Here is a 22,878-nt window from a genome sequence, read left to right on the forward strand (position 1 = left end):
GCCCTTACTGTTTGCCCAGGTAAATGTCATGCAAGTCGCCCCGCGCCAACAGCTCAGCGGCGCTGCCGCTCAAGGCCACGCGGCCAGTATCCAATACGTAGCCGTGGGACGCATAGTTCAGTGCGACATTGATGTTCTGCTCGGCGATCAGGAAGCTCACCTGCTGCTCACGATTGAGCTGCGCGATGATCTCGAAAATCTCCTGCACGATCATAGGCGCCAAACCCATGGACGGCTCGTCGAGCAGTACCAAAGTAGGACGCGTCATCAACGCCCGGCCGATGGCGACCATCTGCTGCTCGCCGCCCGAAGTGAGCCCGGCGCGAGTGTGGCGCTTGGTCTTGAGCCTCGGGAACCAGGTGTAGAGGCGCTCCAGGTCCTGTTCCATGTCCTTGCGGCTCAAGCGCCGCACGAAGCCGCCGCTGCGCAGGTTGTCTTCCACCGTGAGTTGGCCGAACACATGACGGCCTTCCAGCACGTGGACCATGCCCTTTCGCACGCGCTGGCTGGGATCGACACCGGCCAGGTCCAGGCCTGCATAGTCGATCACACCTCGGCTGACCTCCGCTCGCTCGGCCCGTACCAACCCCGAGATCGCCTTGAGCGTGGTGCTCTTGCCGGCGCCATTGGCACCGAGCAAGGCGACGATGGCGCCCTTGGGTACGTGCAGCGACACCCCGGCTACCGCCAGGATTGCGCCGTCGTAGATCACTTCGATGTCGTTGACCGTCAACAGTGAAGGGCTGGCGGATTCAGCAGCGAGCTGGCTCATGCTTTATTCATCCCCGGTGCAGGTGCGCGGCGTCAGGCCTTTTTCCTTGGCGAAAGCGGCGGACTTTTCATCGATCAACGGACGCAGCAACGCGCGGTCGGCAGCGATCCACTCGCTGATCAGCGTCCAGTTGGCGCCATCCCACTGCTGCACTCGCGCCGAACCGCCGCCTTCGTGGTCGCGGCACGACAGCTTGAGGTTCTGCATCAGCCCCAAGTAGCCCATGTCTTTCAAGCGGGCGTCGTCGATGTTCAGGTGTTCCAGGCCCCAGCGGCCCTCTTCGCCACTCAGCGGACGCTTGCCGAACTTGGCCTGGCCGGTGCGAATCGCTTCCACCGCCACAGCGGCGTTCACCAGGCCGGAGTTGTAGTAGACACTGCCGAAGTTCTTCAGGTCCTTGAGGTCGCTGTGGCCCTTGTCGAGGATGGATTGCTTGAGGCGTTTGTGGATTTCGAAGTCGGCACCCGCCGGGTAAGGTGTGAGCGCCAGGTAGCCTTTGGCCGAGCTGCCTGCGGGCAAGACGTCTTCGCTGGAACTGGCCCAGATGTCGCCGATGATGTGGTCCACCGGGAAGCCGAAGCGCGCGGCAGTCTTCACCGCGACCGGAGTAGATACGCCCCAGGTACGCAGGAACACCCAGTCCGGGTTGGCCTGGCGCACCTGGCGCCATTGCGCGGACTGTTCGTTGCCGGGGTCAGCCACTGGAATCTGGATGTTTTCAAAGCCGTACTTTTCCGCCAGCAATTTCAGCGGGCCGAGGGTTTCGCGGCCATAAGCCGAGTCGTGGTAGACCGTGGCGATTTTCTTGCCCTTGAGCTTATCGAAACCACCCTCGCGCTGGGCGATGTAGTTCACCAGGGTCGACGCCTCGCTGTAGAAGGTCAGCATCACCGGGAAGTTGTAGGGGAACACCGTGCCGTCGGTGGCTTCAGTGCGGCCGTAGCCGAGGGTGATCAGCGGGATCTTGTCCACTTCCGCGCGCTCGCTCAGGGCATAGGCTGCCGGTGCGCCGTTGGGCTGGTACACCGCGACCGGCGCGCCATCCAGGCCATTCTTGAAGCGCTCGTAGCACTCGATGCCCTTCTCCGCCGTCCACTCGGTCTCGCACTCCTGCCACACCAACTTGACACCGTTAATGCCGCCTTCGACCTCGTTGATGTAGCGCAGGTAGTCGATCATCCCGGCCCACACCTGCACGCCGCTGGACGCGTAGGCGCCGACGCGGTAGGTGGCCAGGGGAATGAATTGCTGGTCCGGCGAGGCCATCGCCTGGGGAACAGCACCGGCCAGGGCGGCCAGCGCAAATGCAGCGCCGACCAGGGAATGTTTCAAGGATGCACGCATGGGAATTCTCTTGAGGGAAGGTTAGAAACGCAGCGGCCATTGCCGCACACGGTCACGCAGGTTGTGCAACAGGCGAATCAAGCCCTCGGGTTCCTTTATGAGGAACACGATGATCAACACGCCAAAGATGATTTTCTGCAGGTTCTGCAACTGCCCCGCATCCACCGAACCGCCAAACAGCGCCTGCCCGGCATGGCTGAGGAAGATCGGCAACAGGCTAATGAAGGCCGCACCGACAAAGTTGCCGGCGATGCTGCCCATGCCGCCGATAATGATGATGAACAGGATCTGGAAAGAGCGATTGATATCGAAGCTGCTGGCGCTGGCCGTGCCCAGGTAGGCAAAGGCCCACAGCGCGCCGGCGATGCCTAGGTAAAACGAGCTGACCGCAAATGCCAGGCGCTTGTAACGCACCACCGGAATGCCAACCACGGCGGCGGCGGTGTCCATGTCGCGGATCGCCATCCAGTTGCGGCCGACCTGGCTGCGCACCAGGTTGATCGCGGTCCAGGTCAGCAGCAGCACGGTGACCAACGTCAGCAGATAACGGCCCAGCGGGGTATTGAGGTCATACCCGAAAAGCGAAAGCTTCGGCGCGGAGATGGTCCCGGAGGAGCCGTAGTTGTAGAACCAGGGGAATTTGACGAACAGCCACTCCAGGAAAAACTGTGCGGCCAAGGTGGTGACCATCAGGTAGAAGCCCTTGATCCGCGAGCTGGGCAGGCCGAACAGCAGGCCAACCAACGCGCTGATAATCCCGCCGCCGAGCAGCGCCACCGGCAAGCCCAGCTCCGGCAGGCGCAGTAAAAACCCGTAAGTGGCAAATGCGCCAACAGCCATGAAACCCGCGGCCCCCACCGAGGTTTGCCCGGTGTAGCCGGTGAGCAGATTCAAGCCCAACCCGGCCAACGAGAGCACTAAAAAAGGTATCAGGATCGCATTGAGCCAATAGTCATTGCCCCACAGCGGCACCACGACAAAGGCCAGCGCCAACAGGCCAATCAGCCCCCAGGGAATGCGCCGCTGGATCAGCAGCAACGGGGCGGTGTCTTGAACAACGGGAATCGACATGGTTTCAGACTCGCTCGATGGCGCGCTCGCCGAACAGGCCGGCGGGACGGATATACAGGAAGGCCAGGGCCAGTACGTAGGCGAACCACGGCGTGATGCCGCCGCCGATCAAGGGGCCGATATACACCTCGGCCAGGTTCTCCGCCGCGCCGACGATCAACCCGCCGACAATCGCCCCGCCAATCGAGGTAAAGCCGCCGATGATCAGCACCGGCAAGGCCTTGAGCACTACCAGCGACAACGAAAACTGCACCCCTTGGCGCGCGCCCCACAGGAGCCCCGCCACCAGCCCGACAATCCCGGCCACCGCCCAGACGATCTGCCAGATACGGTTGAGGTTGATACCGATGGACAGCGCAGCCGTGGTGTCATCCGCCACCGCGCGCAGCGACACACCGATGCGGGTCTTGTTGAACAGCAGCGCCAGCACCGTCACCAGCACCACCGCAGCGGCCGCGGCGATCAAATCGAATTGGCTGAGCATCAGCGGGCCGACGAACAGCGGCACGTCGTCGATGCCCAGGTCGAGGGCGCGCACTTGGGACCCCATCAAACCCTGGGCCAGGCCTTCGATAATGAACGACAGGCCCAGGGTCGCCATGAACAGCGTGATCTGCGAGCGGTTTACCAGCGGCCGCAGAACCAGGCGCTCGATGAGTAACGCGCCGACGATCATCACGATCACGGTCAAGAGCAGCGCCAGGGCAAACGGCACGCCCTGGTCATGCAGGCTGACAAAGGTCAGCGCGGCGAACAGCAGCATCGAGCCCTGGGCAAAGTTGAACACGCCACTGGCCTTGTAGATCAGCACGAAACCGATGGCGACCAGGGAGTACATGGAGCCGGCGAGCAGACCGCCGAGCAGGGTTTCAAAGAAAAACGTCATCAGTGCACCACTCCCAGGTAAGCCGCGATCACTTCGGGATTGGTCTGCACGTCGGCGGGCGTGCCGTCGCCGACCTTGCGCCCGTAATCGAGTACCACCACGTGGTCGGACAGCCCCATGACCACGCCCATGTCGTGTTCGATCAACACCACGGTGGTGCCGAGGTCGCGGTTCACGTCGGCGACGAAGCGCGCCATTTCCTGTTTTTCCTCAGCGTTCATGCCCGCCATGGGTTCGTCGAGCAGTAACAGGCTAGGCCCGGCGATCAATGCCCGGCCCAACTCGACACGCTTCTGCAGGCCATAAGAGAGGTTGCCCACCAGCACATCACGCTGAGCTTGCAACTCAAGAAATTCGAGAATGCCCTGGGCGCGCAGGCGGAACGCTTCGGCTTCCCGGCGTGCGCGGGGCAAACCCAGGGCCTGTTCGATAACGCTGCTGCGCATATGCCGCGACAGGCCGGTGAGGATGTTGTCGAGCACGCTCATCTTCTTGAACAGCGCGTTGTTCTGGAACGTACGGCCAATGCCCCGGCGTGCGGCACCCAGCGGGTCGATGCGATGGAAGTGCTGGTCTTCGAAGACGATCTCGCCAGCATCGAAGCGATACACGCCGTTGAGTACATTGAGCAATGAGCTTTTACCGGCACCATTGGGACCGATCAGCGCGCAGATCTCGCCGCGCGCCACCTCGAAGGACAAGGCATTGATCGCCTTGACGCCCTTGAACGACAGCGAGATATCCCGCACCTGGAGAATGGCTTGGCTCATGCGATGTCCCGTTTGAATTGCGCCAGCCACACCGGCGACGGGGTCGATTTAAGGGGTTGCCAGATGTAAGCCAGGCGCTGAAAACCGAGCAGCTTGCGCACACGGTTTTTCAACAAGCGGCGCAGGCCGCTTTGCGGGTGGGCGATGGCCCAGTCACACAGGCGTCGACGCCAGGTGCCATGGGGTGCAAGGCGACTTTCGATCTCGTCGGCCAGGTGCTGTAAACGTGCGGGCGACAACAGCAAGCCGGTGGGGGCGACTTCGCTGCGATCGCGCCGCGCCGAGGCCAGGCTTTCCGGAAAGGCCAGCCCGTGGCCGCTGTTCAGCCATTGCTCCAGCACTACCGCCAGGCCGCCCTGCCAGTGGGTGCCCTCTTCGCTCCACAACGCGGTTTCGCCGCTGGGTTGCCACCAGCGTACGAGGTGCTGCGCCGGGTCGATCGGGCCGAGCAACTGGGCAAAATCCAGCAGGTTGGCCGATTGCCAATGCCGCACTTGCTGGCGGTCCTGGGTGTAGGCATGGGTGGGACGGATGCGCCATAAATGTTGTTGCAGCGCTTCGGGCTCCAAATCATCGGCCAGGGTCAGGACTTGCCCGCCGATGGCTTGACCCGCAAGAGCCAGGAGCAACAGGTTCGGCTCGAACGCCCCGCTGAGGGCCAAGCGCGATTGCTCGTCAAAGCCCTGCTGACGCAAGCCATCGGCCAGGCGTTCCACATCCCGCAAGGCGTCGATCCAGCGCCACGCATACCACTGGCCCTGGCGCTTGTGGCGCAAGGCAGTGTGCAGCGGCGTGATCTGCGCCCAGTGCTGCAATTGTTCCAGCGCCTTGGGTAGGTTGCCGAGCAGTTCGGCGGGCCATTCCAGGGCCAGCGGACGTTTGAGTTCGTGCACGCTCATAGGGGTAGTGCTCCTAATGGGGTGATGTGCGTGCGGTGGTCCGCTGGCCGACGGGATTTAACTAGCTATTGCAGAAGTCGTGCCTATACAAACTTCCAACGTATTCAATGGGTTATAAGCCCACAAAGAATTTGCGAAGCGTGCTGAGCGAGCAAAGTGTCTATTCAGTGTTGCGAGAGCAACACCTCAGCCCTGCATCGTCACTGACTCACCGCAAACACATTCGCTATAAAAAACAAACACCTTAAACCTGTCATTACTGACAGTAGACGCCCCCATTAAAGAGTATTAATTTTCAAAGCCATATAGACGTAGTTGTCGAGACACTAATGAGGAAATCGCGATGAACACCCTTGATCAATTAAGCCCCAAAAATACCGAAGGCAGTTGTACTGCGGAGATTCTCGGCGATCCGGACTTCAAAACTTTTACCGCCGACCAAGTGACATTCGTCGAAGATAACGTATACACGCGGTGGAGAATAACGACCCAATCATCCACAGCAGACGGTCACCAAGAACTCACCGCTTACATCCCTTTTTCCGAGAGTATTGCCAACAAGGAATTCAATATTGTCAGCAACCCCAATGGCCCCGATCAAATGTCGATGGTCTGGGTAAAACGAATAAATGGTGGCATTGATCAATACTTTGGTATCGAAGGGAAAGCCATTGTCACTCTTGATACCGGTGCAGCCACATTAACTGCCAGCTTCGACTTCAAAGCTGAGAGAAACCCCGAACATGTCCAGATCAAAGGCAAGTTAAGTGTCAAGGGTTTAGATCACGATACGGGTTCAGTGACCGCCAAGATAAAAGGCGATGCCGAGGCACGTTACAAATCCACTGAAGTCAGTCTGACCCATCAGCCTGCCTCTCGTACCTTTCCGCCTAGCTTTGCTGGATGGTCGCGCCATTACACACCCCGACCCGACGTTCGAGATTTGCGCATCAGTCTATCCGTTGCAGATAATCTAAAATTGGGTACTTACACAGTCACCGAAGACAGTAAGGAGGTGAGAGTTATTTTTTTCGATATCAATAACGGTCTTGGCTACTGGGCAACCGAGGGCCGCGTAACACTAATTAAAATGCCGGCAGAGAACGCTACCACTGGTGAGCTGGAAGCCCGCTTTAAGTTCAAAGCGAAGGTTACTCTTGTAGACGGTACAGTGCAGACCGTTTGCGCCACTGACGGACACTTGCACATTAAAAAATAAGTGGTTGCGTGAATGCGTTCATAGGCTTGCTGTTTTGTCGTCAGCAAGCCCTGTCGCACTATCCAGTACGCATTACGCTGGCGCACAAGCCTCCTTTTTTAAGTTCCGATAGCCACTTCCAGGGTGCACCTCAGGCAACCGTGCACCCTCGCCAAACAGTTTTTCACGTAGCGTGCCTTGGGCATATTCAGTTTTGTAGACGCCGCGTTTCTGCAGTTCCGGCACCAGCAAATCGACAGCATCGATAAACGTCTCGTGAGTTAGCGCATAGGCTAGGTTGAACCCATCCACATCCGTCTCTTCCACCCACTCCTGCAGCAGATCCGCCACGGTTTCCGGACCACCGACAAACAGCGGGCCAAAGCCGCCGATGCCGACCCAATCGGCCAGCTCGTTGGGCGTCCAGACCTTGTTCGGGTCTGCCGTGGAAAAGGCTTCCACCGCCGATTGAATGGCGTTGGTATGCACATGCTTGAGCGGTTCATCCGGTTTGAACTGGCTGAAATCGATACCGGTCCAGCCGGAGATCAGCGCCATCGCGCCTTCGTAGCTGACGTAGGATTTGTACTCGTCGAACTTGGCCTTGGCCTTGGCGTCGGTCTCACCGACGATCACCGTCTGCAGGTTGAAGATCAGGATTTTCTTCGGATCACGCCCGGCCTCGGCGGCACGACGGCGGATGTCGGCAACGGTCTTTTTCAGCAGCACCTTGGACGGCGCCGCGACGAACACACACTCGGCCTGCTCGGCGGCGAACTGCTTGCCACGGCTGGACGCACCCGCCTGATACAGCACCGGCGTACGCTGCGGCGACGGCTCACACAGGTGAATGCCGGGCACCTGGAAGTGTTTGCCGACATGGCGGATCTCGTGGATCTTGCTCGGGTCGCTGAAAATCCGGCGCTCGCGGTCGCGCAACACGGCGCCCTCCTCCCAACTGCCTTCCCAGAGTTTGTAGCAGACCTCCAGGTACTCCTCGGCGTAGTCGTAGCGCGCGTCGTGTTCGGTCTGGGCTTTCTGGCCGAGGTTCTTGGCGCCGCTTTCCAGGTAGGAGGTAACGATGTTCCAGCCAATGCGGCCCTTGGTCAGGTGATCCAGGGTGGAGAGGCGACGGGCGAACGGATACGGATGTTCGAACGACAACGAAGCCGTCAGGCCAAACCCCAAGTGTTCGGTGACCAACGCCATCGGCGCGATCAACGACAGCGGATCATTGACCGGCACCTGCGCCGCCTGGCGAATCGCCGCGTCGCCGTTGCCGTTGTACACGTCGTAGATGCCCAGCACGTCGGCGATAAACAGGCCGTCGAACTTGCCGCGCTCTAGGATCTTGGCGAGGTCGGTCCAGTATTCCAGGTCCTTGTACTGCCACGAACGATCACGCGGGTGCGCCCACAGGCCGGGCGATTGGTGGCCGACACAGTTCATGTCGAAGGCATTCAAGCGGATTTCACGGGACATCAAAGCACTCCGTTGAGGTAATAGTTGCCGACGATCTGGTATTTCCAGCGCAACGGGTCATCGAGGCTCGACGGCAGTTCGGTGCGTTGGCCGGTCAGTTCGAATTCGGCGTTGCTCGCGGCGATGAGGGCTTCGGCGGCGGCGATCTGCGCTTCGGTGGCGGCCACCGGGCTGGGGTGGGTTTCAGCGCGTTCCAGCAGGGCGGCGGCCACGTCGACGCGGATTTGTAGATCGCCGAAGCGGCTGATCACATAGGGGTCATCGCTGGTCTCGACGTGGCGGCGGGTGCTGTCCAACAGTTGGCGCGCAAGGCTCAGTGCGGTCATGGTCAATCCTCAGTTCCAGGCGTGGCGCGCGGGCTTCACGCCGTTGAGCACGAAATTGCCGATCAGGTGGTACTTCCAGCGGGTCGGGTCGTGCAGGGTGTGGGTGCGTGCGTTGCGCCAGAAGCGGTCAAGGTTGTGTTTGCCGGTGACCGAGCGGGTGCCGGCCAGTTCGAAGAGCTTGCTGCTGGCGAGCAAGGCGGTTTCGGCCGACAGCACTTTGGCCTGGGCAACCACCAGCGAGGCGTGGGCGACGGTGTCTTCGCTGGGCTCGGCGAGGGCACGGTCCACCGCCAGGCCGGCCTTGGCGAGAATGGCTTCGGTGCCGTGCACACGCCATTCCAGATCGCCGATGGCAGCGATGGTGAACGGGTCCTGCCAGCCGTGCTCCTGCTGGCTGTCGATCCAGGGTCGCGCCTGGCGCGCATAGATCTTGGCTTGTTCAAGGGCACCCAGGGCGATGCCGGTGTCGACCGCTGCCTGGATGATCTGTGAAATCGGGCCGTTGGCGGTGGGTTGATCGAAGGCCTGGTGAGCGGGGATCACCGCGCTGAGGGGCACGGTTACACCATCGAGGGTCACGCCGCCGCTGGCGGTGGTGCGCTGACCGAAGCCGTCCCAGCTGTCGATCACACTCAGGCCTTGGGCATCGCGCTCGATGAAGGCGATGAACGCCTGGTTTTTTTCGTTATTGCCGACTGTGGGCACGATATGAGCGAACAACGCGCCGGTGCAGTAGAACTTCTCGCCGTTGATTTGCGCGCTGTCACCGTGGAAGCGGATCTGAGTGTCGAAGGTGCCGGCGTTCTTGCTCTTGGCTTCGGAGAAGGCATTGCCGAAGCGATAGCCTTGGAGGACTTTGCCGAAGTAATACTGCTTTTGTGCCTCCGTGGCCGTCTGCAGCAGAATGTCGACGACACCGAGGTGGTTCTGCGGAATCTGCCCCAGGGACGGGTCGGCGGCGGAGATCAATTTGATCACTTCGGCCACCGTCACATACGACACCCCGGCGCCGCCGTACTCTTTGGGAATGGTGATGCCCCACAAGCCGCTGGCCGAGAACTCGTCGAGTTCGGCCACCGGCAGGCGACGCTCACGGTCGCGCTCGCTGGCGTCGACGGCAAACCGTGCAGCCAGGCGCGTGGCGACCTCGATGGCTTGCGCGTCAGAGCGGATGATATGGGCAGGGTATTGAGGGTGGGCTGACATGGGCCGACTCCAGGCTCCGAGGGGATACTGGAGTGATTGCAGGAGTCGTGCCTGAATGTAATCGCCAATAAAATCAGCGATTTGCCGGTAATTCAGTGCAACAGAGCGCGTTTCAAACCAGCAAAGTGTCCATCCACTGTTGCCGGGCGAACAGTTAGATCACCACGTTTCGCACAAACCGCACAGACACCTCGCCGTCATTGCGATAGCCATGCACGTGACGGCTGGCGAACATATAAAACTCGCCTGCGGCGACGTGCTTTTCTTCCTCGCCCACCAGCAGGGTGAGGCAGCCTTCGAACACGAACAGTTGCACGCTCCAGCCATCCGGGTCGGGATCGGGGCTGTAGCGATCGCCCGGCTCCAGTTGCATCTCCCACAACTCGACCTCACGCCGCGCCGTGGCCTTGGCCAGCAACACCGCCTTGCTGCCGGGGATTTCACCGGCCCAGGCCAGCTCATTGATGCGGCTGTGGTCGGGGGCATCCGGCGCCTGGATCAGGTCGCTGAAGGCCACGTCCAACGCTTCGGCCACACGGTCGAGGGTGGACAGGCTGACGTTCTTCTCCCCCGCCTCGATGGCCACCAGCATGCGCCGGCTGACCCCGGACTTTTCCGAAAGCGCGGTCTGGCTCAAGTCGGCAGCATGGCGCAGGCGACGCACGTTCTGGCTGACGTGCTGCAGGACCGAGGCCCGTTGTGGATTTTCTTTGTGCACTATATTGCTCAATGGGTGGGTGTGCGCAGTATACTGCCCAGCGTGCGGCGCATTGTGCGGTCCGTACCTTTCCCTTGCAAGACCGAGCCGCCATGACCACCCCGAACTCCCCTTCGCGTTTCAACCGTTTCAGTAAAGCCGAATGCATCCTGATAGTGATCACCATGATCTGGGGCGGCACCTTTTTGCTGGTGCAGCACGCGATGACCGTCAGCGGGCCGATGTTTTTCGTCGGGCTACGGTTTGCGGCGGCGGCGATTGTGGTCGGCTTCTTTTCCTTACGCACGTTGCGTGACCTGACGCTGTTCGAGTTGAAGGCCGGAGTATTTATCGGCGTGGCGATCATGTTTGGCTACGGGCTGCAAACCATTGGCTTGCAGACGATCTTGAGCAGCCAATCGGCGTTTATCACGGCTTTGTATGTACCGTTCGTTCCGTTGCTGCAATGGCTGGTGCTGGGGCGCCGTCCGGGCTTGATGCCGAGCATTGGCATCATGCTGGCGTTTAACGGCTTGATGCTGTTGACCGGGCCTGCGGGCGCGTCACTGAATTTCAGCCCGGGTGAAATCGCCACCTTGATTGGCGCGGTCGCGATTGCAGCGGAGATTATTTTGATCAGTGCATTTGCCGGGCAGGTGGATGTACGCCGGGTGACCGTGGTGCAACTGGCCACGGCGTCGTTGTTGTCGTTCCTGATGGTGGTGCCGATGGGTGAGGCGCTGCCGGGGTTTTCATGGTTGCTGCTGTTCAGTGCAGTCGGCCTGGGCTTGACCAGTGCGGTGATCCAAGTGGCGATGAACTGGGCGCAGCAAAGTGTTTCGCCCACCCGCGCCACGTTGATCTATGCCGGTGAGCCGGTGTGGGCCGGCGTGGTGGGGCGGATCGCCGGGGAACGCTTCCCGCCGATTGCGATGCTGGGCGCAGCTTTGATTGTGGCGGCGGTGATTGTCAGTGAGATGAAGACCAAGGCCCAGAAGGCAGCCGCATCCACAGGTAGGAGCGAGCTTGCTCGCGAAGAACCTGAGAACACTGTGTGAATCCAGGAGGCCCGCGTTACCGTTGACGATTTACGCGAGCAAGCTCGCTCCTACAAGGGTTTTCAGCTTAGCTTGTAGGATCCTGCCACATCTTGCCGTTTGGTGATCGAGAAAGCGGCACGTATGATGCATCCCAAACTCCCGCAGATTAGAAGCCTATGTCCCTGATAGTTCTACTGCTTCTGCCGTTTATTGGCAGCTGTCTGGCGGCCTTGCTGCCGCACAATGCACGTAACACCGAATCCTTGCTGGCTGGCCTTGTGGCCCTGGTCGGTACCGTTCAAGTCGCCCTGCTCTACCCCCAGATCGCCCACGGTGGCGTGATCCGCGAAGAATTCATGTGGTTGCCCAGCCTTGGGCTGAACTTCGTGTTGCGCATGGACGGGTTTGCCTGGCTGTTCTCGATGCTGGTGCTGGGCATCGGCACGCTGGTGTCGCTGTATGCGCGCTACTACATGTCGCCGGATGACCCGGTGCCGCGTTTCTTTGCGTTTTTCCTGGCCTTCATGGGCGCCATGCTCGGGCTGGTGATCTCCGGCAACCTGGTCCAGATCGTGTTCTTCTGGGAACTGACCAGCCTGTTCTCGTTCCTGCTGATCGGCTATTGGCACCACCGCGCCGATGCGCGACGCGGTGCATACATGGCGTTGATGGTCACCGGCGCCGGCGGTTTGTGCCTGCTGGCGGGCGTGATGCTGCTGGGGCATATCGTCGGCAGCTATGACCTCGACCAGGTGCTGGCAGCGGGCGATCAGATTCGCGCGCACGCGCTGTACCCGGTCATGCTGGCCCTGGTGCTGATCGGCGCCTTGAGCAAAAGCGCGCAGTTCCCCTTCCACTTCTGGCTGCCCCACGCAATGGCGGCGCCCACGCCGGTGTCGGCGTACCTGCATTCGGCGACGATGGTGAAGGCCGGCGTGTTCCTGCTGGCCCGCCTGTGGCCGTCGCTGTCCGGTAGCGAAGAATGGTTCTGGATCGTCGGCGGTGCCGGCGCTCTCACCCTCCTCCTCGGCGCTTACTGCGCCATGTTCCAGAATGATCTCAAGGGCCTGCTGGCCTACTCCACCATCAGCCACCTCGGGCTGATCACCTTGCTGCTGGGGCTCAACAGCCCGCTGGCTGCCGTCGCAGCCGTGTTCCATATCCTTAACCACGCCACGTTCAAGGCCTCGCTGTTCATGGCGGCGGGCATCATCGACCACGAGAGCGGCACGCGGGATATCCGCAAGCTCAGCGGGCTGGTGCGGTTGATCCCGTTTACCGCGACCCTGGCGATGGTGGCCAGTGCGTCCATGGCGGGCGTGCCGTTGCTCAACGGGTTCCTGTCCAAAGAGATGTTCTTCGCCGAAACCGTGTTCATCACCTCGACCGCTTGGGTGGAGTTTGCCCTGCCGTTGATCGCGACCATTGCCGGTACGTTCAGCGTGGCCTACGCGCTGCGTTTCACGGTCGATGTGTTCTTCGGCCCTACGGCGACCAACCTGCCGCACACCCCGCATGAACCGCCGCGCTGGATGCGCGCACCGGTTGAACTGCTGGTGTTCACCTGCCTGTTGGTGGGGATTTTCCCGGCCCAGGTGGTGGGTTCGATCCTCGCCGCTGCCGCCCTGCCAGTGGTCGGCGGTGTGCTGCCGGAGTACAGCCTGGCGATCTGGCACGGCTGGAACGCGCCGATGATCATGAGCCTGGTGGCCATGTCCGGCGGCGTGGTGCTCTATCTGCTGCTGCGCAAGCAACTCAAGCGTGGCCGCTTCAAATACCCGCCCATCATCAGCTACTTCAACGGCAAGCGCGGCTTCGAGCGCAGCCTGGTGGTGATGATGCGCGGTGTGCGCAAGATCGAGAAACGCATCAGCACCAAGCGTCTGCAGACCCAGTTGTTCCTGCTGGTGCTGGTGGCGGTGATCGGCGGCATGATCCCGATGCTCAACAGCGGCCTCAGTTGGGGCGACCGGCCGAAGATCCCGGGTTCCATTGTGTTCGTGACCCTGTGGCTGCTGGCGATTGCCTGTGCCCTCGGCGCTGCCTGGCAAGCCAAGTACCACCGGTTGGCAGCCCTGACCATGGTCAGCGTGTGCGGCCTGATGACCTGCGTGACCTTCGTGTGGTTCTCAGCGCCGGACCTGGCGCTGACCCAACTGGTGGTCGAAGTGGTGACCACGGTGCTGATCCTGCTCGGCCTGCGCTGGTTGCCACGGCGGATCGAGGAAGTGTCGCCACTGCCGAGTTCGCTGCGCAAGGCGCGCATTCGCCGTCTGCGCGACTTCCTGTTGTCCACCGTGGTAGGTGGCGGCATGGCGCTGCTGTCCTACGCGATGCTGACCCGCCAGACGCCCAACGATATTTCCTCGTTCTACTTAAGCCGCGCCCTGCCCGAAGGCGGCGGCAGCAATGTGGTGAACGTGATGCTGGTGGACTTCCGGGGCTTCGATACCTTGGGTGAAATCACCGTGCTTGGCGCCGTGGCGCTGACCGTGTACGCGCTGCTGCGGCGCTTCCGTCCATCCAAGGAAAGCATGCAACTGCCCGCACAACAGCGCCAGTTGGCGCCGGACGTGGCCACCGACCTGGTCAACCCGCGCCAGGCCAGCGACACCGCCCTGGGCTTCATGATGGTGCCGGCGGTGCTGGTGCGCCTGCTGCTGCCGATAGCGCTGGTAGTGTCGTTCTACCTGTTCATGCGCGGCCATAACCAACCGGGCGGCGGCTTTGTCGCCGGGCTGGTGATGTCGGTGGCGTTTATCCTGCAATACATGGTCGCCGGCACGCAGTGGGTCGAAGCGCAGATGAGCCTGCGACCGATGCGCTGGATGGGCTTTGGCCTGTTCTCAGCGACGCTGACCGGCCTCGGTGCATTGTTTGCCGGGTATCCGTTCCTCACCACCCACACCTGGCATTTCAGCCTGCCGCTGCTCGGCGACATCCATATCGCCAGCGCCTTGTTCTTCGACGTCGGCGTGTACGCCATGGTCGTCGGTTCGACGCTGCTGATGCTTACCGCCCTCGGTCACCAGTCCGTGCGGGCCCATAAACCGAGCAACCAGGCCAAAGTGGTTGCCGCAACGGAAGGAGCCGCCTGATGGAAGAAGTCATCGCAATTGCCATTGGGGTCCTGGCGGCCTCCGGCGTCTGGCTGATCCTGCGGCCACGGACATTCCAGGTGGTGATGGGCCTGTGCCTGCTGTCGTACGGGGTCAACCTGTTCATTTTCAGTATGGGCAGCCTGTTTATCGGCAAGGAGCCGATCATCAAGGACGGCGTGCCGCAGGACCTGCTCAACTACACCGATCCCCTGCCCCAGGCGCTGGTGCTGACGGCCATCGTGATCAGCTTCGCCATGACCGCCTTGTTCCTGGTAGTGCTGCTGGCCTCCCGCGGGCTGACCGGCACGGACCATGTGGACGGCCGGGAGCCCAAGGAATGACGTGGATGAATCAAATGATCGTCGCGCCGATCCTGTTGCCGTTGCTGACGGCCGCATTGATGCTGATGCTCGGCGAGAAGCACCGCCCGCTGAAGGCGCGCATCAACCTGTTCTCCAGCATGATCGGCCTGGGCATCGCTATTTTGCTGTTGTACTGGACGCAAAAAGGCGGCCCTGGCTCGATCGGCGTGTACCTGCCGGGCAACTGGCAAGTTCCGTTTGGCATCGTGTTGGTGGTGGATCAGTTGTCGGCGCTGATGCTGGTGCTCACCGGCATCATCGGCGTGAGCGCGTTGCTGTTCGCCATGGCCCGCTGGGACCGCGCGGGCACCAGTTTCCATGCGTTGTTCCAGGTGCAGATGATGGGGTTGTACGGGGCCTTTCTCACCGCCGACCTGTTCAACCTGTTCGTGTTCTTCGAGGTGCTGCTGGCGGCGTCCTATGGCTTGATGCTGCACGGTTCCGGGCGTGCGCGGGTGTCCTCGGGGCTGCATTACATCGCGATCAACCTGCTGGCCTCGTCACTGTTCCTGATTGGCGCGGCGATGATCTACGGTGTTACCGGCACGCTGAACTTCGCCGACTTGGCGCTGAAAATCCCGCTGGTGCCCGAGGCGGATCGCGGCCTGTTGCACGCCGGTGCGGCCATCCTCGCGACGGCATTCCTGGCCAAGGCCGGCATGTGGCCACTGAACTTCTGGCTGGCGCCCGCCTATTCCTCGGCCAGTGCGCCGGTGGCGGCGATGTTTGCGATCATGACCAAGGTCGGCGTGTACACCGTGCTGCGCCTGTGGACCCTGCTGTTTTCCGGCCAGGCCGGTGCCTCGGCGCTGTTTGGCGGTGACTGGCTGGTATACGGCGGCATGGCGACCATCATCTGTGCGGCGCTGGCGATGGTGGCGGCGCAGCGGCTGGAACGCATGGCCAGCTTGAGCATCCTGGTGTCGGCCGGGATCTTGCTGTCTGCCGTTGGTTTCGCTCAGCCAAGCCTGACGGCGGGGGCGCTGTTTTATCTGGTCAGCTCGACGCTGGCATTGAGCGCACTGTTCCTGCTGGCCGAGTTGATCGAGCGTTCGCGCTCGGCCAACGACCTGCCGCTGGATGAAGAGATCGATGCGCTGCCCAAGGCCATGGAGTCCCTGCATCCGCGCCCGGGCGTCAACCTCGATGACGAGCAGAAAGCCGTGGTCGGCCAGGTGATTCCCTGGACCATGGCCTTCTTGGGCCTGAGCTTTATCGCCTGCGCCCTGCTGATCATCGGCATGCCGCCGCTTTCCGGGTTTATCGGCAAGCTCAGCCTGTTGAGTGCACTGGTCAATCCGCTGGGCCTGGGCGTCAGCGTTGACGCGCCGATCCGCCCGGCGGCCTGGGGCTTGGTGGCGTTGCTGATTCTTTCCGGCCTGGCCTCGTTGATCGCCTTCGCGCGCCTGGGCATCCAGCGCTTCTGGACCCCGGAAGAGCGTCCATCGCCACTGCTGCGTCGCTACGAGTGCCTGCCGATCTTCTTCCTGCTCGGCCTGAGCATCCTGCTGACCTTCAAGGCCGAGCCGCTGATGCGCTACACCCAGGACACGGCTGTCAGCCTTAACAACCCGGAGCACTATGTTATGGCGGTGATGGCGACGCGACCGGTGCCGAGCCCTGAAGCCAAAGCCGCCGCGCTGGAGGTGCAGCCATGAAACGCCTGTTACCTGCCCCGTGGTTGTCGCTGGCGTTGTGGCTGTTGTGGCTGGTGCTGAACCTGTCGGTAAGCCCCGGCAACCTGCTGCTGGGTGCGCTGCTGGGCTTTCTGGCACCACTGATGATGGCGCCGCTGCGGCCCCTGCCAATCCGCATTCGCCGCCCTGGGGTGATCATTCGCCTGTTTTTCCTGGTAGGCCGCGATGTGATCATCTCCAACCTGCAAGTGGCCTGGGGCGTGCTGATGTGCGGCTCCCGCCCGCCGCGTTCGCGCTTTATCAAGATCCCCCTGGACCTGCGCGACGCCAACGGCCTGGCTGCGCTGTCGATGATCACCACGGTGGTGCCCGGCACCATCTGGTCGGAACTGGCGCTGGACCGCAGCATCCTGCTCCTGCATGTGTTTGATCTGGAGGACGAAGCGCCCTTCATCGAGCACTTCAAGTCCACCTACGAACGGCCCCTGATGGAGATCTTCGAATGAGCGCCCTGCTCTCCAATGCGATCCTGTTCAGCCTGTTCCTGTTCTCGCTGGCGATGGTGCTGACCCTGGTCCGCCTGTTCAAAGGCCCATCCGCGCAAGACCGGGTACTGGCGCTGGACTACCTGTACATCCTGGCGATGCTGATGATGCTGGTGCTGGGCATTCGCTATGCCAGTGACACCTACTTTGAAGCGGCGCTGCTGATCGCGCTGTTCGGCTTCGTGGGCTCGTTTGCCCTGGCCAAATTCCTGCTGCGTGGGGAGGTGATTGAATGATGCCGTTATGGATGGAAATCGTCGTCGCGGTACTGCTGGTGCTCAGCAGCGTGTTTGCATTGATTGGCGCGATCGGCTTGCTGCGCATGAAGGACTTCTTCCAGCGCATGCACCCGCCGGCATTGGCGTCGACGTTGGGGGCGTGGTGTGTGGCGTTGGCGTCGATCATCTACTTTTCGGTGCTCAAATCCGGGCCGGTGTTGCACGGGTGGTTGATACCGATCTTGCTGTCGATCACGGTGCCGGTGACCACGTTGCTACTGGCGCGCACTGCACTGTTCCGCAAGCGCATGGCCGGTGATGACGTACCGGCCGAAGTCAGCAGCCGCCGCTGATTCATCAAGCGAACACAGTAAAAAAGGTGGGAGCGGGCTTGCTCGCGAATGCGTTTTTCAGTCAGCACATCAGCGACTGACCCACCGCATTCGCGAGCAAGCCCGCTCCCACATTTGGTTTTGCATTAGACAAATGATCTGATATGCGCCGCCAACTCCGCTAGCTCGGCATCATCCGCCCGCACAAAATCGTGGGACGAGATATAACCCTCATAGGCTTCGAAGAACTTCTCCACCTTGGAGCTGATAGGCTTGAAGCTACTGTCCCCACCCGTCCCATGCATGGGAAACAACTTCGCATGCAGGTGATCCACACCATAGCCTTCCAGCATCATCCCCGTACGGGCCACATCCGGAAACGCCCGGTCGATCTGCAACGCGGTCTTCTTCGCCGCTATCGCAAGCCCGGCCAACACCTCATCCGACTGCGCAAACGCATAGCTGCCGTAGTGCTGCTTGGGGATTACCACGCTGAAACCCGGTGTATTGGGAAATATCGAAAGAAACGCCATATGCTGGTCGTCTTCCCACAGAATGTGCGCTGGGGAGGTCTTTTGAACAATGCTGCAGAAGATACAATCCATTTGAATCACCGCTGGTTTCATCGTGGGTTTGGTCGTGTCGACCATCTAAAGCCAGGCTGCGGCGGACGTCAAAACAAATGGCAACTTTCCGAAATGTCCCAGGACGTATGCGATGAGTAAAACCTACACCCCTGCCACCGCCGCCGCCGACGTCGAAACCACGCTCGCCTGGCTTGGCGGGCGCTGGAAGCTGATCATTCTGTTCCACCTGTTCGGCGGCCAGGTGCAGCGTTATTCCGACCTTGAGCGACTGATCCCGGATATCTCGCAGAAGATGCTCGCCCAGCAATTGCGCCAGCTCGAAGCCGATGGCCTGGTACAGCGCACGGTCTACCCAGTGGTGCCGCCCAAGGTGGAATACCGTATGACCGAGTGGGGGCAGAGCCTGTGCCCGGTACTGGATGGCCTGCTCAAATGGCAGGCCGCCAAACCGACGATTTAGACCGTAGGGACGGTGCCGCCGTCGATCACGTACTCGGTGCCGCTGATCGACGCGGCGCGGGGCGAGACCAGGAAGGCGATCAAGTCAGCCACCTCCTGGGGCTTGGCCGGCCGTCCAAGCGGGATACCGCCGAGCGCCTGCATGATGATCTGCTTGCCCCCCGCGTAATCCGTTCCCGCCTGCTCCGCCAGGCGCTCCGCCAGTGCCACCGCCGCGTCCGTCTCCACCCAGCCCGGCGAAACCCGCACCACCCGAATACCCTTGGGCGTGACTTCTTTCGACAGGCTCTTGCTGTAGGTCGCCAACGCTGCCTTTGCAGCGGCATACGCCGTGGTCGACTCCGGCAACGGCAACTCCCGCTGGATCGATGTGACATGAATAATCACCCCGGCGCCGCGCGCGAGCATCCCAGGCAGAAGCGCCCGATCCACCCGCACTGCCGCCATCAGGTTCTGACCCAGGGCATTCGCCCACTGCTCATCATCGAGCACCGCAAAACCACCGCCGGGTGCGCTTGAGCCGCCGAGCACATTGACGATGATATCGACACCGCCAAGCCGAGCCTTCACCGCCTCAGTAGCACTCGCACAACCGGCGGCAGTGCCTAGGTCGGCAGCGATGAAATGCACGCCTTCGGGCGTCGAATCCGCCGCCGAACGCGCGACCGAAATCACCTGGGCGCCTTGTTCACGCAACACCGCCACCACGGCGGCGCCGATACCTTTGGTGCCACCGGTGACCAGCGCACGAAGGCCTTTTAGTCCGAGATCAAAGCTCATGGAACCTACTCCTGGATAAACGAAGACCGCAGGATAGGAACCGGGCGGACAGCCCACAAGAACGCACGAAAAGGTAATGGGCTAACCCAAAAGTGAGTGTCTGGATTCAGGGCCCCTCGTAACATACCCAACTGTAGGAGCCGGCTTGCCGGCTCCACAGGGGTAATGGGGGCTTGTCCTTACAGGATCGGCGCGCCAAATCTGTGCAGGCGTGGCATCCAGTGATCCAGGATCTGCGCCGACGCCATTACATGATGCGCCCGCCCGATCAACAGCCGGCGTGGCACAACGCCGATATACCGTGAGTCATCGCTGTTATCACGGTTGTCCCCCAGCATGAAGTAACTGTCGGCCGGCACCACCACCGGCCCGAAATTACGCATTGCCCGCACCGTCGGCATGAACTGCACCGTGCGCTGACGGTTGGCCGCCCGCTCGTTCAGCTTGATTCCTGGCACCGTATGGCCGGGCAGGATGGGTTCGCTGATGTCCTGCGCGTCACTGTAGGTGGCAGGCTCGCCGTTGACCCACAACACCTCATCTTTCATTTCCAGGGTGTCACCGGGAATGCCGACGATGCGCTTGATCAGGCGCATGCCGTCCTTGGGTGATGAAAACGTCACCACATCGCCACGTTGGGGGTTATCGAGCTTGGCCAGGGAAATGTCCGTGAGCGGCAGCTTGAGGTCGTAGGCCACCCGGTTCACCAACACCACATCACCCTCCAGCAAGGTCGGGCGCATGGAGCCAGAGGGAATGGGGTTCCAGTCGGCCAGGGACGTACGGAAAACGCCGAAGCACATCCAGAAAATGATTGCGTAACGGTAACGGATCAACCAACTTCGCATACATCCTCGCACGGCAGAAAGGGGCATCAGGACTGTGTCTAGACGCCCGGTTGTTGCACGCGAGGATTAAATTAGTATTAGCGTCCACGCGCTAAAAGGAGTTTTCGCCATGGATAACCAATGTTCGGTCTTCATCGCAGCCAGCATCGACGGCTTTATTGCCCGCGCGGACGGTGATATCGAGTGGTTGCACCGACCAGAGTACGAAACCGCCGAGTTGAACGGCGTGACCTATGAACGCTTCATCGCCACGGTCGATGCACTGGTAATGGGTCGCAAAACCCTGGAGAAAATCTTGTCCTTCCCCGAGTGGCCCTACGAGGGCACGCCCGTCATTGCGCTGTCCCACCAGCCTCTGCTGATCCCTGCGCACCTGGAGGGCAAGGTCGAGGTCATGGCAGGAGACGTCACCTCACTCGTGGCTACGTTAGCCGAGCGCGGCATGAAGCACCTCTATATCGACGGAGGCGAGACCATCCAGGCGTTTCTTGAAGCGGGCCTGATTGATGAGCTGATCATTACGCGTATCCCGGTTTTACTCGGGCAAGGCGTGCCACTGTTCAGCCAGATTGGCAGTGAGCGGCAGCTGCACCATGTAGGCACCTACGTGTCGGACAATGGTTTTGTGCAGAGTCGATATCAAGTGACGGCAGGCGCTCACGCCGCGCAATAATGGACTTCTCTGAAGGAACAGACCATGTACCCACGCCTCGCATTGGTCGCAGGCATAGGAAGCCGTAACCGCTCCATCGGCAAAGCCGGCGGGTTGTTGCGAATGGTGCCGGACGATTTTTACGTGAGGCGTGGATCAACAACTGAATGAAGCGGGCACAGTGGATCGAGTGAGCCGTTAAAACGGTGTGCAAAAAAAAGCCCCGAACCAGTCGGGGCGTTTTTCATTCAGCGTTTACCAATCAAGCCTGATCAGCCAACCGCCACGTCGTCCCACCCTTCCCGTCTTCCAACACCACGCCCATGGCGGTGAGTTGGTCGCGGAGTCGGTCGGATTCCGCCCAGTCCTTGTTGGCACGAGCAGTCAAACGCGCCTGGATCAGCGCGTCCACTTGCGCCGCATCCACACGCCCTTCGGCGCCGGCTTGCAGGAAATCTTCAGGCTTCATTTGCAGAACCCCCAGCACGCTGGCCAGTTCTTTCAGGCGCGCCGCCAGGCCCGCCGCTGCGTCGAGATCACTCTCACGCAAACGGTTGATCTCGCGCACCATCTCGAACAGCACCGCGCAGGCTTCCGGTGTACCAAAGTCGTCGTTCATGACTTCGGTAAACCGTGCCACGAACGCTTCGCCGCCGGCAGGTGCCACGGATGGCAAGCCTTTCAACGCGTGGTAGAAACGCTCCAGGGCGCCCTTGGCGTCCTTGAGGTTGTCTTCCGAGTAGTTGATGGCGCTGCGGTAGTGGCTCGACACCAGCAGGTAACGCACGACTTCCGGATGGTACTTTGCCAGCACGTCGCGGATGGTGAAGAAGTTGTTCAAGGACTTGGACATCTTCTCGCCATTGATGCGGATCATGCCGCAGTGCATCCAGGCGTTGGCGTAAGTCTTGCCGGTGGCGGCTTCGCTTTGGGCGATTTCGTTTTCGTGGTGCGGGAACTCTAGGTCGCTGCCGCCGCCATGAATATCGAAAGTCTCGCCCAGGCAGCAGGTGGACATCACCGAGCATTCGATATGCCAGCCCGGACGCCCGGCGCCCCACGGCGATTCCCAGCTTGGCTCGCCGGGCTTGGTGCCTTTCCACAGCACGAAGTCGAGCGGGTCCTGCTTGGCTTCGTCGACTTCAATACGTGCGCCGATGCGCAGGTCTTCGATTTTCTTGCGCGACAGCTTGCCGTAGCCCATGAACTTGGCGACGCGGTAGTACACGTCGCCATTGCCTGGGGCGTAGGCGTAGCCCTTGTCGATCAGGGTCTGGATCATCGCGTGCATGCCAGGAATGTGGTCCGTGGCACGCGGTTCCATGTCCGGCTTGAGGATGTTGAGGCGGGCCTCGTCCTCGTGCATCGCGGCGATCATGCGCTCGGTCAGCGCGTCGAACGACTCGCCGTTTTCATTGGCGCGGTTGATGATCTTGTCGTCGATGTCGGTGATGTTGCGCACATAGGTCAAGTCATAGCCGCTGAAACGCAACCAGCGGGTCACCAGGTCGAAGGCAACCATGCTGCGGCCGTGGCCGATGTGGCAGTAGTCGTACACGGTCATGCCGCACACGTACATGCGCACCTTGTTGCCATCCAGCGGCTTGAAGACTTCTTTGGTCTTGCTGAGTGTGTTGTAGATCGTTAGCACAACGGCTTCCTTAGA

At 61.1% G+C, this 22,878-nt stretch carries 24 protein-coding genes; 10 read left to right on the top strand and 14 right to left on the bottom strand.

Annotation, left to right across the window (positions count from 1 at the left end):
- Positions 1–4: 4 nt before the first annotated feature.
- The 6 genes from U367_RS0110275 to U367_RS0110300 are packed head-to-tail and all read right to left on the bottom strand — an operon-like array spanning position 5 to position 5,742.
- Positions 5–772 (bottom strand): ABC transporter ATP-binding protein, encoded by a 768-nt coding sequence (locus tag U367_RS0110275; RefSeq protein ID WP_028616851.1) that lies wholly within the window; start codon positions 770–772, stop codon positions 5–7.
- Between the two features lie 3 nt (positions 773–775).
- A complete protein-coding gene (locus U367_RS0110280; protein WP_028616852.1) occupies positions 776–2,116 on the bottom strand; it encodes an ABC transporter substrate-binding protein in 1,341 nt (446 codons plus the stop codon).
- 21 nt (positions 2,117–2,137) lie between these two features.
- Positions 2,138–3,187 carry a branched-chain amino acid ABC transporter permease gene (locus U367_RS0110285; protein ID WP_028616853.1) on the bottom strand — a complete coding sequence of 350 codons (1,050 nt, stop codon included), beginning with the start codon at positions 3,185–3,187 and terminating at the stop codon, positions 2,138–2,140.
- A 4-nt stretch (positions 3,188–3,191) separates the two neighbouring features.
- Positions 3,192–4,073, bottom strand: coding sequence for a branched-chain amino acid ABC transporter permease (locus U367_RS0110290; RefSeq protein ID WP_028616854.1), 882 nt, complete (start codon positions 4,071–4,073; stop codon positions 3,192–3,194).
- Positions 4,073–4,843 carry an ABC transporter ATP-binding protein gene (locus tag U367_RS0110295; protein WP_028616855.1) on the bottom strand — a complete coding sequence of 257 codons (771 nt, stop codon included), beginning with the start codon at positions 4,841–4,843 and terminating at the stop codon, positions 4,073–4,075. Before U367_RS0110295 ends, U367_RS0110290 begins: the two co-directional genes overlap by 1 nt.
- Complete coding sequence (locus U367_RS0110300; protein ID WP_028616856.1) at positions 4,840–5,742, bottom strand: AMP-binding protein; 903 nt, start codon at positions 5,740–5,742, stop codon at positions 4,840–4,842. The genes U367_RS0110295 and U367_RS0110300 overlap by 4 nt, the downstream gene beginning before the upstream one ends.
- A 343-nt stretch (positions 5,743–6,085) precedes the next feature.
- Here U367_RS0110300 and U367_RS0110305 point away from each other — a divergent pair, with 343 nt between their 5' ends.
- Positions 6,086–6,961 carry a hypothetical protein gene (locus tag U367_RS0110305; protein WP_028616857.1) on the top strand — a complete coding sequence of 292 codons (876 nt, stop codon included), beginning with the start codon at positions 6,086–6,088 and terminating at the stop codon, positions 6,959–6,961.
- Between the two features lie 72 nt (positions 6,962–7,033).
- On the opposite strand, the gene U367_RS0110310 is transcribed toward U367_RS0110305, so the two are convergent.
- The 4 genes from U367_RS0110310 to U367_RS0110325 all read right to left on the bottom strand — a co-directional run bounded on the left by U367_RS0110310 (position 7,034) and on the right by U367_RS0110325 (position 10,672).
- A complete protein-coding gene (locus U367_RS0110310; protein WP_028616858.1) occupies positions 7,034–8,422 on the bottom strand; it encodes an LLM class flavin-dependent oxidoreductase in 1,389 nt (462 codons plus the stop codon).
- A complete protein-coding gene (locus U367_RS0110315; protein WP_028616859.1) occupies positions 8,422–8,748 on the bottom strand; it encodes an acyl-CoA dehydrogenase in 327 nt (108 codons plus the stop codon). The genes U367_RS0110310 and U367_RS0110315 overlap by 1 nt, the downstream gene beginning before the upstream one ends.
- A 9-nt stretch (positions 8,749–8,757) precedes the next feature.
- Positions 8,758–9,954, bottom strand: a complete 1,197-nt coding sequence (locus U367_RS0110320; protein WP_028616860.1) for an SfnB family sulfur acquisition oxidoreductase — start codon at positions 9,952–9,954, stop codon at positions 8,758–8,760.
- A gap of 154 nt (positions 9,955–10,108) precedes the next feature.
- On the bottom strand, positions 10,109–10,672 hold the full coding sequence (locus tag U367_RS0110325; RefSeq protein ID WP_028616861.1) for a helix-turn-helix domain-containing protein: 564 nt from the start codon (positions 10,670–10,672) through the stop codon (positions 10,109–10,111).
- A 92-nt stretch (positions 10,673–10,764) separates the two neighbouring features.
- Here U367_RS0110325 and U367_RS0110330 point away from each other — a divergent pair, with 92 nt between their 5' ends.
- From U367_RS0110330 to U367_RS0110360, 7 genes are all read left to right on the top strand, one after another.
- Positions 10,765–11,709 (top strand): DMT family transporter, encoded by a 945-nt coding sequence (locus U367_RS0110330; protein ID WP_028616862.1) that lies wholly within the window; start codon positions 10,765–10,767, stop codon positions 11,707–11,709.
- A gap of 158 nt (positions 11,710–11,867) precedes the next feature.
- A complete protein-coding gene (locus U367_RS0110335) occupies positions 11,868–14,789 on the top strand; it encodes a monovalent cation/H+ antiporter subunit A (RefSeq protein WP_028616863.1) in 2,922 nt (973 codons plus the stop codon).
- On the top strand, positions 14,789–15,133 hold the full coding sequence (locus tag U367_RS0110340) for a Na+/H+ antiporter subunit C (protein ID WP_003192163.1): 345 nt from the start codon (positions 14,789–14,791) through the stop codon (positions 15,131–15,133). Before U367_RS0110335 ends, U367_RS0110340 begins: the two co-directional genes overlap by 1 nt.
- A complete protein-coding gene (locus tag U367_RS0110345; protein WP_028616864.1) occupies positions 15,130–16,812 on the top strand; it encodes a monovalent cation/H+ antiporter subunit D in 1,683 nt (560 codons plus the stop codon). The genes U367_RS0110340 and U367_RS0110345 overlap by 4 nt, the downstream gene beginning before the upstream one ends.
- Positions 16,809–17,297 (top strand): Na+/H+ antiporter subunit E, encoded by a 489-nt coding sequence (locus U367_RS0110350; RefSeq protein WP_028616865.1) that lies wholly within the window; start codon positions 16,809–16,811, stop codon positions 17,295–17,297. Before U367_RS0110345 ends, U367_RS0110350 begins: the two co-directional genes overlap by 4 nt.
- Positions 17,294–17,572, top strand: a complete 279-nt coding sequence (locus U367_RS0110355; protein ID WP_003211751.1) for a K+/H+ antiporter subunit F — start codon at positions 17,294–17,296, stop codon at positions 17,570–17,572. The genes U367_RS0110350 and U367_RS0110355 overlap by 4 nt, the downstream gene beginning before the upstream one ends.
- On the top strand, positions 17,569–17,907 hold the full coding sequence (locus tag U367_RS0110360) for a Na+/H+ antiporter subunit G (protein WP_028616866.1): 339 nt from the start codon (positions 17,569–17,571) through the stop codon (positions 17,905–17,907). Before U367_RS0110355 ends, U367_RS0110360 begins: the two co-directional genes overlap by 4 nt.
- Before the next feature lie 125 nt (positions 17,908–18,032).
- Here the strand turns inward: U367_RS0110360 and U367_RS0110365 are convergent, their stop codons facing one another.
- On the bottom strand, positions 18,033–18,491 hold the full coding sequence (locus tag U367_RS0110365; protein ID WP_028616867.1) for an HIT family protein: 459 nt from the start codon (positions 18,489–18,491) through the stop codon (positions 18,033–18,035).
- A 112-nt stretch (positions 18,492–18,603) separates the two neighbouring features.
- Here U367_RS0110365 and U367_RS0110370 point away from each other — a divergent pair, with 112 nt between their 5' ends.
- Positions 18,604–18,933, top strand: coding sequence for a winged helix-turn-helix transcriptional regulator (locus U367_RS0110370; RefSeq protein WP_028616868.1), 330 nt, complete (start codon positions 18,604–18,606; stop codon positions 18,931–18,933).
- On the opposite strand, the gene U367_RS0110375 is transcribed toward U367_RS0110370, so the two are convergent.
- Together U367_RS0110375 and lepB are read right to left on the bottom strand one after the other, a co-directional pair.
- Positions 18,930–19,712, bottom strand: a complete 783-nt coding sequence (locus U367_RS0110375) for an SDR family oxidoreductase (protein WP_028616869.1) — start codon at positions 19,710–19,712, stop codon at positions 18,930–18,932. The two genes, U367_RS0110370 and U367_RS0110375, sit on opposite strands and share 4 nt — an antisense overlap.
- Positions 19,713–19,891: 179 nt before the next feature.
- The gene (lepB, locus tag U367_RS0110380) at positions 19,892–20,560 is read right to left on the bottom strand and encodes a signal peptidase I (protein ID WP_028616870.1); all 669 of its coding nucleotides are present in this window, start codon (positions 20,558–20,560) and stop codon (positions 19,892–19,894) included.
- A 109-nt stretch (positions 20,561–20,669) separates the two neighbouring features.
- On the opposite strand from lepB, the gene U367_RS0110385 reads away from it, so the two are divergent.
- The gene (locus tag U367_RS0110385) at positions 20,670–21,233 is read left to right on the top strand and encodes a dihydrofolate reductase family protein (RefSeq protein ID WP_028616871.1); all 564 of its coding nucleotides are present in this window, start codon (positions 20,670–20,672) and stop codon (positions 21,231–21,233) included.
- 241 nt (positions 21,234–21,474) lie between these two features.
- Here the strand turns inward: U367_RS0110385 and cysS are convergent, their stop codons facing one another.
- Complete coding sequence (cysS, locus tag U367_RS0110390) at positions 21,475–22,863, bottom strand: cysteine--tRNA ligase (protein WP_028616872.1); 1,389 nt, start codon at positions 22,861–22,863, stop codon at positions 21,475–21,477.
- Positions 22,864–22,878: the final 15 nt, after the last annotated feature.

Source organism: Pseudomonas canadensis (genome assembly GCF_000503215.1).
Taxonomy (GTDB): domain Bacteria; phylum Pseudomonadota; class Gammaproteobacteria; order Pseudomonadales; family Pseudomonadaceae; genus Aquipseudomonas; species Aquipseudomonas canadensis.